We start from the raw sequence: 14,080 nt of genomic DNA on the forward strand, positions 1-14,080 counted from the left end.
CATGGCAGAGAACACCATTCAGTGGGACAAGGATGCCGACGGCATCGTCACCCTGACCCTGGACGACCCCACCGGGTCGGCCAACGTGATGAACGAGCACTACGCCGAGTCCATGCATAACGCCGTGGAACGCCTTGTCGCCGAGCAGGATTCGATCACTGGTGTGGTGATCACCAGCGCGAAGAAGACCTTCTTCGCCGGCGGTGACCTCAAGGGCATGATCAACCTCGGCCCGGAGAACGCGGGCGAGGCGTTCGACACCGTCGAGTCGGTCAAGCGTGACCTGCGTGCGCTCGAGACGCTGGGCAAGCCGGTGGTGGCGGCCATCAACGGCGCCGCGCTGGGCGGCGGGCTGGAGATCGCGCTGGCGTGTCACCACCGCATCGCCGCGGACGTCAAGGGTCTAGTCGTCGGCCTGCCCGAGGTGACGCTGGGTCTGCTGCCCGGCGGCGGCGGGGTGACCCGAACCGTACGGATGTTCGGCATCCAGAACGCGTTCATGAACATCCTGTCGCAGGGCACCCGGTTCAAGCCGGACAAGGCCAAGGAGACCGGACTGGTCGACGAGCTCGTCGGCTCGGTAGACGAGCTGGTGCCCGCCGCCAAGGCGTGGATCAAGGCTAACCCCGACTCGCACGAACAGCCTTGGGACAAAAAGGGTTACAAGATGCCCGGCGGCACCCCGTCCAGCCCCGCGCTGGCCGGCATCCTGCCGTCGTTCCCGGCGCTGCTGAAAAAGCAGCTCAAGGGCGCACCGATGCCGGCGCCGCGGGCCATCCTGGACGCGGCCGTCGAGGGCGCGCAGGTGGACTTCGACACCGCCAGCCGCATCGAGAGCCGCTACTTCACCCAGCTGGTCACCGGCCAGGTCGCCAAGAACATGATCCAGGCGTTCTTCTTTGACCTGCAGCACATCAACGGCGGCGGTTCCCGCCCGGACGGCATCGAGCCGGTCAAGATCAACAAGATCGGCGTGCTGGGCGCGGGCATGATGGGCGCCGGCATCGCTTACGTCTCGGCCAAGGCCGGCTTCGACGTGGTGCTCAAGGACGTCAGCATCGAGGCCGCGGAGAAGGGCAAGGGCTACTCGGAAAAGCTTGAGGCCAAAGCGCTTCAGCGCGGCAAGACCACCGAGGAGAAGAGCAAGGCGCTGCTGGACCGCATCACTCCGGCCGCCGACCCTGAGGCATTCAAGGGCGTGGACTTCGTGATCGAGGCCGTGTTCGAGAACCAGGACCTCAAGCACAAGGTGTTCCAGGAGATCGAGGATATCGTCGAGCCCAACGCGCTGCTCGGATCCAACACCTCCACGCTGCCGATCACCGGTCTGGCGACCGGCGTGAAGCGCCAGGAGGACTTCATCGGGATCCACTTCTTCTCGCCGGTCGACAAGATGCCGCTGGTGGAGATCATCAAGGGCGAGAAGACTTCTGACGAGGCGCTGGCCCGCGTGTTCGACTACACGCTGGCTATCGGCAAGACCCCGATCGTGGTCAACGACAGCCGCGGCTTCTTCACCAGCCGCGTGATCGGCACGTTCGTCAACGAGGCGCTGGCGATGCTGGGCGAGGGTGTGGAGCCCGCCAGCATCGAGCACGCCGGTTCGCAGGCCGGCTACCCGGCACCGCCGCTGCAGCTGTCCGACGAGCTCAACCTGGAGCTGATGCACAAGATCGCGACAGCCACCCGCAAGGGCGTCGAGGACGCGGGCGGCACGTACGAGCCGCACCCGGCCGAGGCCGTCGTCGAGAAGATGATCGAGCTCGGGCGTCCGTCGCGGCTGAAGGGCGCGGGCTTCTACGAGTACGTCGACGGAAAGCGCACCCGGCTCTGGCCGGGTCTGCGCGAGACGTTCAAGTCCGGCAGCGCCGAGATTCCGTTGCAGGACATGGTCGACCGGATGCTGTTCGCCGAGGCGCTCGAGACGCAGAAGTGCCTCGACGAGGGCGTGCTGATCTCGACTGCCGACGCCAACATCGGTTCGATCATGGGCATCGGCTTCCCGCCGTACACCGGTGGTAGCGCCCAGTTCATCGTCGGTTATTCCGGCGAGCTCGGTGTCGGCAAAGAGGCCTTCGTCGCCCGAGCCAAGGAACTGGCCGCCCGCTACGGCGACCGCTTCACACCGCCGGCGTCGCTGGGCTAGCCGTCCCACGCAGATCCAAAAGCCCCCGGAACAACGAGGTTTCGGGGGCTTTTGCATGCCGCTCGGTGTAATGGGTCCGGCGCCTAAGCTCAGACACAAACCACGGCCACGCATGGCGGGGCGCTGGAGAGGTCATAGCGCGTCGGGTTCCGCATGAACGGCCGGATAGTGTGACCGGCATGCCCGAATATGCGACGTTAGACTTCGACCAAGCCGGCTCGATTGCCCGCATCGTTCTGAACCGTCCGGCCGACGCCAACGGCATGAACGATGTCATGACCCGCGAATTGGCTGACGTAGCACGACAATGTGATGCCGCCGGCGTCAAGGTAGTGGTGTTGACCGCTGCCGGCCGGTTCTTCTGCGCCGGTGGGGACCTCAAGGCAATGGCGTCATCGCCCCTTGGCCCCGGCCCCTACGTGAAGGGGATCGCCGACGATCTGCACCGTGCCATCTCAACCTTTGCGCGCATGGATGCGTTGCTCATCACCGCGGTCAACGGAGTGGCCGCAGGCGCTGGATTCAGCCTCGCCGTCACAGGCGATCTCGTGATCGCCGCCGAATCGGCATCGTTCACCATGGCCTACACCAAGGCTGGGCTGAGCCCCGACGGGAGCTCGTCGTACTTCCTGCCCCGACTGATCGGAGTTCGCCGCACCCAGGAGTTGATGTTGACCAACCGACGGTTGTCGGCTCATGAGGCCTCGGACTGGGGACTGGTCACCCAGGTTGTCCCGGACGCCGACCTCGTCGCTCGGACCGATGCGCTCGCTGCCGAAATGGCTACCGGGGCAAAGGACTCCGCGGCGGCCGTGAAGAAGCTGCTTTTGACCACGTTCGGTAGCGGCCTCGAAGATCAGATGGAGATCGAGGGCAGACTGATCGCGGCATGTGCGGCTGGCGCGGATGGCCGTGAGGGCATCGAAGCATTCTTGGCTAAACGCGCAGCAAGGTTCGCCTAGCAAATCCGCGCTCCGTCAGCAACGTGTCTACATGCAACGCGCGTAGCGCTGCGCGGTACTACCTGTTGCGCTGGAACAGGTAGTACCACGCCGGTGTCTTCTGGGCGCGGTCCAGCTCGCGCTCGGCGCCGGCCGACAACAACGTCCAGCTTTGCGTGAATCGTCGTTCCATCTCGATGCGGTCGACTCCGCGCACACCGACCCGACCGTCGGGGACGAACGCGACGATCAGCAGCCGTGCGCCGGGCGCCGCGAGGGCGCTGATCTCCCGGACGTAGGCGTCGCGATCGGCGTCGCTCATGTTGTGCAGGCAGCCGTTGTCGAGGATCAACTCGAAGTTGGCGCCGATGCCGGCCCGGCTCAGCTGCGTGACGTCGGCCTGGAGGAATTCGACCGGCGCGCCCGCCGCGCCTGCCTTGGCACGCGCCCGTTCCAGGGGCTTGGCCACGAAGTCGACCGCGGTGACCTTCCAGCCGTGTTGGGCGAGATAGATGGAGCAATCACCGGTACCGCAGCCGACCTCCAAGGCCGACCCGGCGGGCAGCGCCGCGGCATCACGCGTTCCCTCCACCAGATCCCGCACGCTCTGCGCGAGCGGATGGCCATCCCATGGGGTGAACCCGATGCGGTACAAGATCCGAAACAGCGTTTGTTTAGAAGCCATCACTCACCCTAGGCCCAATCTATGGGGCCGGTTGCTCCTATCTAGACGCGGCGGCGATGCGGCGCCATTCCTCCCGCGGGTATGCTCGGGGATCGGCCAGCAGCACCTGGACGCAGACTTGGTCGGCGCCCGCGGCGCGATGCTCGGCGACGCGGCGCATGACGGCCTCTTCATCACCCCACGCGATGATGGCGTTGAACAGCCGATCGCTCACCTGCGACAGGTCATCTTCGGTGAAGCCGCTGCGCAGCAGGTTGTTGGCGTAGTTGGGCAGGGCCAAATATGCCCGCAGCCAATCGGTTCCGATCTGGCGGGCCTCGTCGGCACTGTCGGTCAAGATCATCGTCTGTTCCGGCAGCAGCAGCGGGCCTCGGCCCAAAATCGCACGGGCAGAAGCGGTGTGGTCAGGGGTGACGAGGTACGGGTGGGCACCGCCGGCGCGGGTCGCCGACAGCGTCAACATTTTCGGACCGAGCGCGGCAAGCACTCGGCGCTCGATGGGAACCGGCCGCGGCGCGGCATCCAAGCCGTCCAGAAATGACGCCGTTGCCGCCAGCGGTTTGCGGTATCGTCCGGGTTGGCCGGCATCGATCAGCGGCGCATGGCTGACGCCGATTCCCAGCAGGAAGCGGTCGCCGTGCTCGGCGGTCAGCGTCGCATACGATTCGGCGACATCGCTGGGCGAATGCATCCACAGATTCAGGATTCCCGTGGCGATCACGGTCCGCCGGGTCGCGGCGAGCAGATGCCCCACCGCGTCGAACACCGGACCGCCGACGTCGGGAATCCACAGTGCCGGGAAGCCCAGTTCATCGAGTTCCGCTGCCGCTTCAGCAGATTCGGCCTGATCGCCGTAACGCAGCTGACTGCTCCAGATTCCAACACCGGTCAGTTCCATCGGCGATCGCCCTTTGGTCGCACACCATCCTTTCAAACCTCAGCTTCGTCGTAAACGGGGACCTGCATCGAGTCGTGCATCCGGAGGCCTTTGGTGTTCAGCTTCGCCAGTGACCGCGACAGGGACCCGGGTAACAGTGAGGCCAGCTGGACCCCGCGGCTCAGCGCCCAGACCCCGGCTCGGGAGCCTGGGATGAGGCTCTTGGCTACGCCGCGGGCAAAAGTCCGGCTGCGGTGCACCGGTTCGCTCATCTGTAATTCGTAGGCCGCGAAGGCGCGCAGGTGGTCGCCATCCGCTCGGGCGATTTCGCCGGCCAGCACGTAGGCGCCCAGGATCGCAAGGCTGGTGCTGCCGCCGACTGCGGGGCCCGGGCAGTACCCGGCGTCGCCGACGAGGGTGACCCGGCGGCGCGACCATCGATCCAGGCGCAGTTGGCTGATCGCATCGAAGTAGAAGGCGGGCGTCCGGTCGATTTCCTCCAGCCAGCCATCGACCTCGGGGTGCATGCCCGCGAACGCGTCGCGCAGGAGTTCCCTCTGCCGCAACGAATCTCGGTGGTCGTAGTGGAGCTCCTCTTTGCTGCGAAACATGAACACCGCCCTCGCGTCGTTCAAATGCTCCGCTGTGTAGATGGCCGCAAGTCGACCGACACCTAGGTGACCGGTCATCTCGTTGGTGGCGGCCAGGGCTTTGGGCGCCGACGCCACCGCCAGATAACCGCCGAGGAACCTGGTCAGGTCGGCTTCTTCACCGAACGTCAGGCGCCGCACATTGGAGTGCAGCCCGTCGGCGCCGACGATCACGTCGAACCTGCACGCGGGCGCACGCTCGAACGTCACCTCGCCGTCAGAGTCGATCGCGGTGATCGAGTCGCCGAACTGGTACTCGACGTCGTCACGCCCGGCGTCGTAGTAGATCTCGCTGAGGTCGTCACGCATGATCTCCACGTGGCGGTCGGAGGTGACGCCGTAGATCTTGGTGAGGTCGATCTCGATGGGCCGCGCATTGCCTTCGCGATGCACTGTCAGGCGGTCAGTTTCGGTGGTGCGCGCTTCGATACGTGGCATGACCCCCATCTTTTCCGAGATTTCCATTGCAGGGCGGAACAGGTCGACGGCGTGACCGCCGGTCTTACGCAGTGTCGGCGCGCGCTCCACGACAGTGACGTCGAAGCCGTAACGGTTCAGCCAGTACGCCAGGACCGGGCCGGCGATGCTGGCGCCAGATATGAGTATCCGCATGATCACCTCCCATACTTACTTAACGTTCGGTAAGCATAACACCCCACTTACCTATCGGTAAGTCAGTTAAACTCGTGGGGTGAGCAGGCCCCGCTCGGACACTCGAAAGCGCATTCAAGAGGTAGCCCGCGAGCTCTTCCTGCAACGGGGGGTACAGCGCACCAGCCTGCAGGACATCGCGGACCAACTGGGCATCACCAAACCCGCGCTGTATTACCACTTTCCGTCACGCGAAGAGTTGGTGCGCAGCATTCTGGTGCCACTGATCGAGGAGGGCGAACGGTTCGTCGCCGACCACGAGGGCTCCCGCCACAACGATGTGCGCGAGCTGTTGGAGGGCTATTTCGACTTCCACTACCGGCACCGCCGGGATCTGGTGCTGCTGCTGACCGAGCTGTCGACGCTGATCGACCTCGACCTGATCGACACCGTGTTGGCCTGGCGTGAGCGGCTGGCCAGGCTGGTGTTCGGCAAGAGGCCGACGCTCGCGCAGTCCACTCGCGCGGTGGTCGCATTTGGCGGCCTGCAGGATTGCTGCGTGCAGTTTCCCCACGCGCCGCACGAGGAGTTACGCGAGAAGTCGGTTGCGGCCGCGCTCGACGCGCTCGGTGGCTGAGGCGCAGGGACCCACGTCAGGACGTGCCCGCACCGCTCGCGGTGCTTTGGTCTTGGGCGTTCTGGGTGAAGGTGTCGCCGGAGGTTTGCCCGTTGTCGTTGACGAAATTTGTGTCGTCGGTGGGCAAGGGAGCGGTGGCCGACGGTCGCGCGGCGACCACGGCATCGCCGTCAGCCAGCGGCGCGGCGCTGAAGAGGGCGAGCGCCGCGACGGCCGCGGCACCGGCGAACAACGCCGGCGCGCCAAGGATGTGTCGACCGCGAGCGTCGGCTGGATTGGTGTGGTGCCCGATGGTTGTCATGCGTCATGTGTACGGCTCGGCCGTCGGCGCCGACTGGGCGCGGCTTAACGATCCGCTGTGAGCCCGTGCGGGCTAAAGTCCCTAATTATGCGCTTTGGACTCTTCATTCCGCAGGGCTGGCGGATGGATCTGGTCGACATCGAACCCAAAAAACACTGGGCGGTGATGCGCGACCTGGCCACCTACGCCGACAACAGTGCATGGGACTCGCTGTGGGTCTACGACCACTTCCACACCGTGCCGATGCCGACGGGCGAGGCCACCCACGAAGCGTGGTCGCTCATGGCCGCCTATGCCGCCACCACGTCGCGGATCAAGCTCGGCCAGATGTGTACCGCGATGAGCTACCGCAACCCCGTCTATCTTGCCAAGGTCGCCGCGACGGCCGACATCATCTCCGGTGGCCGAATTCAGATGGGTATCGGCGGCGGGTGGTACGAACACGAATGGCGCGCTTATGGTTACGGATTTCCTTCGGCGGGTGTGCGATTGGGCCGGCTGGACGAGGGCGTGCAGATCATGCGCGATGCCTGGCGCGACGGCAAGGTCTCCCTCGATGGCAAGCACTATCACGTCGACGGCGCGATCGTCGCACCTAAGCCACTGCAGGACAACGGGATTCCGCTGTGGATCGCCGGGGGCGGTGAAAAGGTGACGTTGCGCATTGCCGCCCAGTACGCGCAGTACACCAATTTCACGCCCGAGCTCGAGGCCTTCAAACACAAATCGGATGTGCTTGCCGAGCACTGCCGTGAGGTGGGCACCGACTTTGACGCCATCGTGCGCTCGGCCAACTTCAGCGCAATCATCGGCACCTCCGACACCGACGTCCAAGACCGGCAGCGGCGGATACGCGACCGCATGTCCCGCTACGTCCCTGAGGCGGCGGCCGACGCCATGCTCTCCGGTGGCTCGGAGGGGGCAACGGGCACAACGGAACAGGTCATCCAGCGGATCGCGGAGGTCCGCGACCTCGGGTGCGAGTACGCGATCTGTTATTTCCCCGAGGCCGCCTACGATCGCTCCGGCATCGAATTGTTCGAACGCGAAGTAATTCCCGCGCTGAGCTGAAGGTGCGCTAGACGTCGCTGGTGACGTACCGGGTCTTGGCCGGCGGCGCGGCCAACAGCGGGGGAAGCTGCGTCAGCTTGCCCTCGCCGGCGCGAAACGCGCGGTAGGCCTCGTCGTGTTCGACCGTGTCCCAGATTTCGTAGATGAGCCAGTGCGCCTCGTCGTCCTCGTCTACGAGCACGTCGGTGCGGACATTGCCGTCGAACGCCCTGGTGTCCTGCAGTGCCCGACCCATCAGCTCGCGCCCCGCGGCGACCTCATCGGGCTTGAACCTGAGCTCGAGTATCACGGTGACCGTCATGGGCCCAACATATCCTCGCACCCGGTCCGCCGGCGGCCCGTCCTTCCTCGCGCAGATGAGAATGCGGTTTCCACTTTTCGGAAAGCTGTTATACGGTTCAGTGAGCAACATTCCGTCGGTGGATTGTGGACAGTCCTGGAGGATCCCTAAATGCAGAAGGCCCTGGCCCCCGAGATCTCTACCTGGCCCGATGACAGCCCGCAGCTGATCGGAAGTCGATGTGGCAGCTGTTCGGCCACCACCTTCCCGGTGCAGCAGTGGTGCCCGCGGTGCAGCGCCGGCGAGATGTCCGAGGTGTTGCTGCCCCGCCGCGGGACGCTGGTGGCATGGACCACCCAGGGCTTTCCCCCCGGGGCTCCCTACGCCGGCCCGACGGGCAAGGATTTCGTGCCGTTCGGCGTGGGGCTGGTCCAGCTCGGTGACGTCATTCGCGTCGAAGGTCGGTTGACTGAGAACGACCCGGCCAAGCTGCGGTTCGGCCAGGATGTCGAACTCACCATGGTGCCGTTGACCACGGACGACGACGGTGACGAGATCGTCACGTTCGCATTCCAGCCGGTCTGAGTGGCGATCGTGAGCGCGGCGCCGCCGGGCGAAGCGGGTCGCCACCATCTACCTGTGGCGATCGTGAGCGCGGCGCCGCCGGGCGAAGCGGGTCGCCACCATCTACCTAGAAGGAGTCCGAGATGACCAACGACGTCGCCATCATCGGAGTGGGCCTGCACCCGTTCGGCCGGTTCGAGAAGACCGCGATGCAGATGGGTGCCGAAGCCATCCAGGCCGCCCTGACCGACGCCGGACTGGAATGGAAAGACATCCAGTTCGGGTTCGGCGGCAGTCACGAAGTCTCCAACCCCGACGCCGTCACCCGCCTGGTCGGGCTGACCGGCATCACCTTCACCAACGTGTTCAACGCCTGCGCGACCGCGGCCAGCGCCATCCAGCAGACCGCCGACACCATTCGGCTGGGCAAGCACGACATCGGCATCGCCATCGGGCTCGACAAGCACCCGCGCGGTGCCTTCACCGACGACCCCGCCAAACTCGCGCTGCCGCAGTGGTATGCGCAGAACGGGCAGTTCGTCACCACCAAGTTCTTCGGCATGAAGGCCAACAAGTACCTGCACGACCACAACATCTCGCAGGAGACGCTGGCGCGGGTGGCCAACAAGAACTTCCGCAACGGCGCGCTTAACCCGAATGCGTTCCGGCGCAAGGAGATCTCGGTTGACGAGATCCTCAACTCGACCATTTTGAACTACCCCCTGACGCAGTACATGTTCTGTGCGCCCGACGAGGGCGCCGCGGCCGTCGTCATGTGCCGTGCGGACATCGCGCACAAGTTCACCGACAAGCCGGTGTACGTGCGTGCCTGCGAGATTCGCACCCGCACGTTCGGGGCGTACGAGGTGCATGCCACCTCCGCACCGCTCGACGAGGACGTCTCGCCGACGGTGTATGCGTCCAAGGCGGCCTACGAGGCCGCGGGCATCGGGCCCGAGGACGTCGACGTCGCCCAACTCCAGGACACCGACGCCGGCAACGAAGTCATCCACATGGCCGAGACCGGCCTGTGCGCCGACGGCGAGCAGGAGAAGTTGCTGGCCGACGGCGCCACCGAGATCCACGGCTCGATGCCGGTCAACACCGATGGCGGGCTGATCGCCAACGGCGAGCCGATCGGCGCGTCGGGACTGCGGCAGATGCACGAACTGGTGCGGCAGTTGCGCGGCGAAGCCGGCGAACGGCAGGTGCCCGGCAATCCGCGCGTCGGCCTGGCCCAGGTGTACGGCGCGCCCGGGACCGCGTCGGCGACCATTCTGTCGCTCTAATCGCCCGCACCGCAGGCTAAATCGCCGGGCCCAGTAGGTCGTCCGCGTCTCGGATGATGTAGCCGTAGCCCTGCTCGGCCAAGAAGCGCTGCCGGTGCGCGGCGTACTCGGCGTCCAGGCTGTCGCGCGCGACCACAGAATAGAAGATGGCGCCCCCGCCGTCGGACTTGGGCCGCAGCAGCCGGCCCAGCCGTTGCGCCTCCTCCTGGCGTGAACCGAATGTTCCCGAAACCTGCACTGCCACAGAGGCTTCCGGTAAGTCGATAGAGAAGTTGGCGACCTTGGACACCACCAGGGTGGACAGCTCGCCGCGACGGAAGGCGTCGAACAACTCTTCGCGCTCCTTGGTCCGGGTGGATCCCTGGATCACCGGGGCGTTCAGCTGGGCGCCGAGCTCGTCGAGCTGATCGAGGTAGGCGCCGATCACCAGGGTCTGCTCGCCGGGATGTTTGGCCAGGATCGATTTGACCACAGCGATTTTGGTGTGCACCGTCGAACACAGCTTGTACCGCTCGTCGGGTTCGGCGGTGGCGTAGATCATCCGCTCGTTGTCGGTCATGGTGACCCGCACCTCGACGCACTCGGCCGGTGCGATCCACCCCTGGGCCTCGATGTCCTTCCACGGCGCGTCGTAGCGCTTGGGGCCGATCAGCGAGAACACATCGCCCTCGCGACCGTCCTCGCGGACCAGCGTGGCCGTCAGGCCCAGGCGCCGCTTGGACTGCAGATCCGCGGTCATCCGGAACACCGGCGCCGGCAACAGATGAACTTCGTCGTAGATGATCAGCCCCCAGTCGCGGCTGTCGAAGAGCTCCAGGTGCCGATATTCGCCCTTGGTTCGGCGAGTGATCATCTGATATGTCGAAATGGTGACCGGCCGGATCTCCTTGCGTTCGCCGGAGTATTCGCCGATCTCCTCCTCGGTCAGTGACGTACGCGCGACCAGCTCGCGCTTCCATTGCCGCGCCGCGACGATGTTGGTGACCAGAATCAGCGTCGTCGCACCGGCTTTCGCCATGGCGGCCGCGCCCACCAGCGTCTTGCCTGCGCCGCACGGAAGCACCACCACACCGGATCCGCCGGACCAGAACGAGTCGGTGGCCATCTGCTGATAGTCGCGCAGGTGCCAGCCGTCCTGGGCCAGGCTGATCGGATGCGCTTCGCCGTCGACATAGCCCGCGAGATCTTCGGCGGGCCAACCGATCTTGAGCAACAGCTGCTTGACGCGGCCGCGTTCGCTGGGGTGCACGATGACCGTGTCGTCGTCGATCCGCGCGCCGAGCATCGGGGCAATCTTCTTGTTGCGCAGCACCTCTTCGAGCACCGCGCGGTCCAGGCTGACCAGCGTCAGGCCGTGGGCCGGGCTCTTCACCAGCTGCAGACGGCCGTAGCGGGCCATGGTGTCGACGATGTCGACCAGCAGCGACTGGGGCACCGCGTAACGCGAGAAGCTGACCAGCGCGTCGACCACCTGCTCGGCGTCATGACCGGCGGCGCGGGCGTTCCACAGCGCCAACGGCGTGATGCGGTAGGTGTGCACGTGTTCGGGTGCGCGCTCCAGCTCGGCGAACGGTGCGATGGCGGCGCGGGCGTCGGCGGCCTGCTCGTGGTCCACCTCGAGCAGCACCGTCTTGTCGGACTGCACGATCAACGGTCCGTCAGGCATCTTCCCTCATCTGTGTTGACATCTGTGTTGCTGTCGGCGGGCGTGCCCACCATTATCGGCCGGTGGCCGACACGACCGACGTGATGCGGTGGATGGCGAAGTCACGCAGCCGTGCCGAGGCGGAGTCGAAGGCGACCAGCTGACCGCCCTTGATGGCGATGGGCGAGACGATCCGCTGGCTGGCCACGCCCGCCGCGTCCAGGTAACCGATCACCAGGGTGTCTTGTTCCCTGGCCGCGCGCTGCAGCTGCGCCATGGTGACCGCGGGATCGACGCGGATGTTGCCGAACGGAGCGGCGGTCACCTTGCGCAGCACCGCCACCACCGCGTGGAGGCTCTCGCTGGTGGGCCGCCGGGCCGGGTGATATGGCCGGCGCTGCTGGGGCGTGGCGACGCGGGCGCCGCGCGGGCGCACGTCGACGATGGCTCCGGAGGAATCCTCGGCCGCCGGGGCGAAGCCCGCGGCGCGCAGCGCGGTGAGCACCTCGCCGATCGGCGCGGGCGACACTGCGACCGTCGGCGCCAGGGCTCGCAGCTGCACCTCTTCGGTGGCCGGTGCGGCGACGGCCTGGGCCAGCAGCGCGGGATCCTCGCAGCGCACGAACGACGCGGCGATGCCGATCCGCAGCTGCCCATGGCGACGCGCAACGTCGTCGATCAGGTAAGTAAGTCCCTGCGGCACTGGTGTTTTCGAGTGCCTGGCGAAGAAGGAATGCATCCAGTCGCCGGTCTTGCCCACATCGAGTGCGTGCCGAATCGACTGCTCGCTGACGCGGTACACCATCGCCGTGCCGGCCGATTCGACGGTGGCAACTACGGCGAGCTGCTCGGCCAGGTCGCGCTCCAGCGGTCCGGGCACCACCACGGTCAGGTCCGCTTGCACCAGGAAATGGTCGACGGGCTTGGGCAGCGCCCGGTTCATCGCCTCGATCGCGACCTGCGTATCGCCGTCGTCGTCCAGCAAAGCGCGGCCGGGTGTGCTGATCGCGCCCCGGCCCACCAGGCCCAGGGCGGCGCTCTCGGCGAGCAGGTCCCCGACGGGCCCGGGCTGCAACCGCTTGGCCCAGCGGGGACGCCGCCAGATCAGCGCCGTCGAGGCCTGCGCCGCGTCGACCCCGGCGCCGGCGGGCAACGCGGACAGCATGCCGAGCAACAGCCGCCGATCCAATGGGGCGGCCGTGGAATACAGGCCGACGGTCAGCGCCCCGTAGGGCTTGGCGTCGGGTCCGCGGGTGCCGATCAGCGCCGGGCGGCCGGGCAGGTCCAGCCAACTGCTCGCCAACAGCTGCCAGCGCTCGGCGGACGGCATCGCCGCGTACCGGTCGGTGGCGATCGTCGGCGCCCAGTACGGAGCCTCGCCGGTGACCGGCTCGGGGTCGGGCATCCCGCTGGCGATCAAGCCGGCCGCGGCCGCGACTTCGAGGATAAGCGCCAGCCGCGGTTCGTCGATGCCGGTCGCCTTGCCCAGCCGCTTGACGTCGCGAATCCCCAGCCCGCCGCTGCGCAGCTCGGAAACCGGTGCGGCGGACAGTGTTTCGAGCAGGACGTCGACCTCGCGCAGCAAGTCGATGACGGCGCCGGCCGCCGCCGCGTCGGCGTCGTCGGCCGTAGTGGTGGATACCACAGGGTCGGGCGCGGTCAGCCGCATCGGGCCGGGCTGCTCCCCGCGCAGCACCTGCCCGACGTGGCGGGGCAGGATCACCGTCTCGGCGTCGATGCGCCGCAGCAGGCCCATGGCCAACAGCTGGGGCACCGGCCGGTCGGCGGCCGCGCCGGGAGCCGCGTCGCGGGTGCGGCCCATCGGGGAGCCCTGCAGAAGCTTCTCCAGCACGTCGAGCTGCACCTCGTCGAGGTCGTCGATGAGGCCGTTGATCTGCTCGCCGCTGCGCGAGGTGTCCTCGAGAATGACCTGGCCCGGGTGCCACGGCATCCCGGTCGCGGCATCGGCTGCCACCCGCAGCGCGGGCTCGCCCCAGACCAGGGCGCGCCGCCGCAGATCGTCGAGCGCGTCGAGGACGTCGGCCTCGGGCGCGCGGTCACCGATCAGCGCCAGCAGCTTGGTGGTCGGCACCGACTCCGCGTCGGCCTGCAGCACCAGCAGCGCGTCGAGCACAGCCAGGCGCAGGAAGTCGAGGTCGTCGGTGCCAGCCTTGATCGACTGGCGGGCCTGGGCGCGCGCGGCCAGTGCGGCGATGCTGCCGGGTGGAGGCTGGGCGAGGTCCGGCCGCAATTCCAACAGTCGGATCAGCCGCTCATCGGATAACTCGGCCAGCCACGACCCCAGCGGGATATCCGGGGTGTTGTCGGTCATTGCTGACCAGCGTAAAGCAGGTCGCGGACACCCAGCAGGCTCAGGGAGTCGCGGTCTGGTGGAACCGTGCC

General features: G+C 66.7%; 13 protein-coding genes. 6 read left to right on the forward strand and 7 right to left on the reverse strand.

All coding sequences use genetic code 11. The features are described 5' to 3' along the window. Position 1 precedes the first annotated feature (1 nt). Together OQ789_RS02535 and OQ789_RS02540 are read left to right on the forward strand one after the other, a co-directional pair. Positions 2 to 2,146: a 3-hydroxyacyl-CoA dehydrogenase NAD-binding domain-containing protein gene (locus OQ789_RS02535; RefSeq protein WP_324683220.1), complete on the forward strand. Its 2,145-nt coding sequence runs from the start codon at positions 2 to 4 to the stop codon at positions 2,144 to 2,146. A gap of 179 nt (positions 2,147 to 2,325) precedes the next feature. Continuing rightward, entirely contained in the window at positions 2,326 to 3,108 is a 783-nt protein-coding gene (locus OQ789_RS02540) for an enoyl-CoA hydratase/isomerase family protein (protein WP_324683221.1), read from the forward strand. 58 nt (positions 3,109 to 3,166) lie between these two features. Here the strand turns inward: OQ789_RS02540 and OQ789_RS02545 are convergent, their stop codons facing one another. The 3 genes from OQ789_RS02545 to OQ789_RS02555 are packed head-to-tail and all read right to left on the reverse strand — an operon-like array spanning position 3,167 to position 5,911. Further along, positions 3,167 to 3,772: a class I SAM-dependent methyltransferase gene (locus OQ789_RS02545; RefSeq protein ID WP_324683222.1), complete on the reverse strand. Its 606-nt coding sequence runs from the start codon at positions 3,770 to 3,772 to the stop codon at positions 3,167 to 3,169. A 37-nt stretch (positions 3,773 to 3,809) separates the two neighbouring features. After that, positions 3,810 to 4,670 carry an LLM class F420-dependent oxidoreductase gene (locus OQ789_RS02550; protein ID WP_324683223.1) on the reverse strand — a complete coding sequence of 287 codons (861 nt, stop codon included), beginning with the start codon at positions 4,668 to 4,670 and terminating at the stop codon, positions 3,810 to 3,812. Between the two features lie 32 nt (positions 4,671 to 4,702). Next, positions 4,703 to 5,911 carry an FAD-dependent monooxygenase gene (locus OQ789_RS02555; RefSeq protein ID WP_324683224.1) on the reverse strand — a complete coding sequence of 403 codons (1,209 nt, stop codon included), beginning with the start codon at positions 5,909 to 5,911 and terminating at the stop codon, positions 4,703 to 4,705. A 79-nt stretch (positions 5,912 to 5,990) separates the two neighbouring features. Here OQ789_RS02555 and OQ789_RS02560 point away from each other — a divergent pair, with 79 nt between their 5' ends. Continuing rightward, on the forward strand, positions 5,991 to 6,527 hold the full coding sequence (locus OQ789_RS02560; RefSeq protein ID WP_324683225.1) for a TetR/AcrR family transcriptional regulator: 537 nt from the start codon (positions 5,991 to 5,993) through the stop codon (positions 6,525 to 6,527). A 16-nt stretch (positions 6,528 to 6,543) separates the two neighbouring features. Here the strand turns inward: OQ789_RS02560 and OQ789_RS02565 are convergent, their stop codons facing one another. Continuing rightward, positions 6,544 to 6,828, reverse strand: a complete 285-nt coding sequence (locus tag OQ789_RS02565) for a hypothetical protein (RefSeq protein WP_324683226.1) — start codon at positions 6,826 to 6,828, stop codon at positions 6,544 to 6,546. An 87-nt stretch (positions 6,829 to 6,915) separates the two neighbouring features. Here OQ789_RS02565 and OQ789_RS02570 point away from each other — a divergent pair, with 87 nt between their 5' ends. Continuing rightward, positions 6,916 to 7,899, forward strand: a complete 984-nt coding sequence (locus tag OQ789_RS02570) for an LLM class F420-dependent oxidoreductase (protein ID WP_324683227.1) — start codon at positions 6,916 to 6,918, stop codon at positions 7,897 to 7,899. A gap of 7 nt (positions 7,900 to 7,906) precedes the next feature. Here the strand turns inward: OQ789_RS02570 and OQ789_RS02575 are convergent, their stop codons facing one another. Continuing rightward, positions 7,907 to 8,200 (reverse strand): putative quinol monooxygenase, encoded by a 294-nt coding sequence (locus OQ789_RS02575; RefSeq protein WP_324683228.1) that lies wholly within the window; start codon positions 8,198 to 8,200, stop codon positions 7,907 to 7,909. Positions 8,201 to 8,350: 150 nt separating this feature from the next. On the opposite strand from OQ789_RS02575, the gene OQ789_RS02580 reads away from it, so the two are divergent. Both OQ789_RS02580 and OQ789_RS02585 read left to right on the forward strand, forming a co-directional pair. Beyond that, positions 8,351 to 8,764 carry a Zn-ribbon domain-containing OB-fold protein gene (locus OQ789_RS02580; protein WP_324683229.1) on the forward strand — a complete coding sequence of 138 codons (414 nt, stop codon included), beginning with the start codon at positions 8,351 to 8,353 and terminating at the stop codon, positions 8,762 to 8,764. 122 nt (positions 8,765 to 8,886) lie between these two features. Beyond that, positions 8,887 to 10,032, forward strand: coding sequence for a thiolase family protein (locus tag OQ789_RS02585; protein WP_324683230.1), 1,146 nt, complete (start codon positions 8,887 to 8,889; stop codon positions 10,030 to 10,032). A 16-nt stretch (positions 10,033 to 10,048) separates the two neighbouring features. On the opposite strand, the gene OQ789_RS02590 is transcribed toward OQ789_RS02585, so the two are convergent. Together OQ789_RS02590 and OQ789_RS02595 are read right to left on the reverse strand one after the other, a co-directional pair. Continuing rightward, positions 10,049 to 11,698 (reverse strand): DNA repair helicase XPB, encoded by a 1,650-nt coding sequence (locus OQ789_RS02590; RefSeq protein WP_324683232.1) that lies wholly within the window; start codon positions 11,696 to 11,698, stop codon positions 10,049 to 10,051. A 52-nt stretch (positions 11,699 to 11,750) separates the two neighbouring features. After that, entirely contained in the window at positions 11,751 to 14,009 is a 2,259-nt protein-coding gene (locus OQ789_RS02595) for a helicase-associated domain-containing protein (protein WP_324683234.1), read from the reverse strand. Positions 14,010 to 14,080: the final 71 nt, after the last annotated feature.

This window comes from Mycobacterium sp. 94-17, assembly GCF_035617725.1.
Lineage (GTDB): Bacteria > Actinomycetota > Actinomycetes > Mycobacteriales > Mycobacteriaceae > Mycobacterium.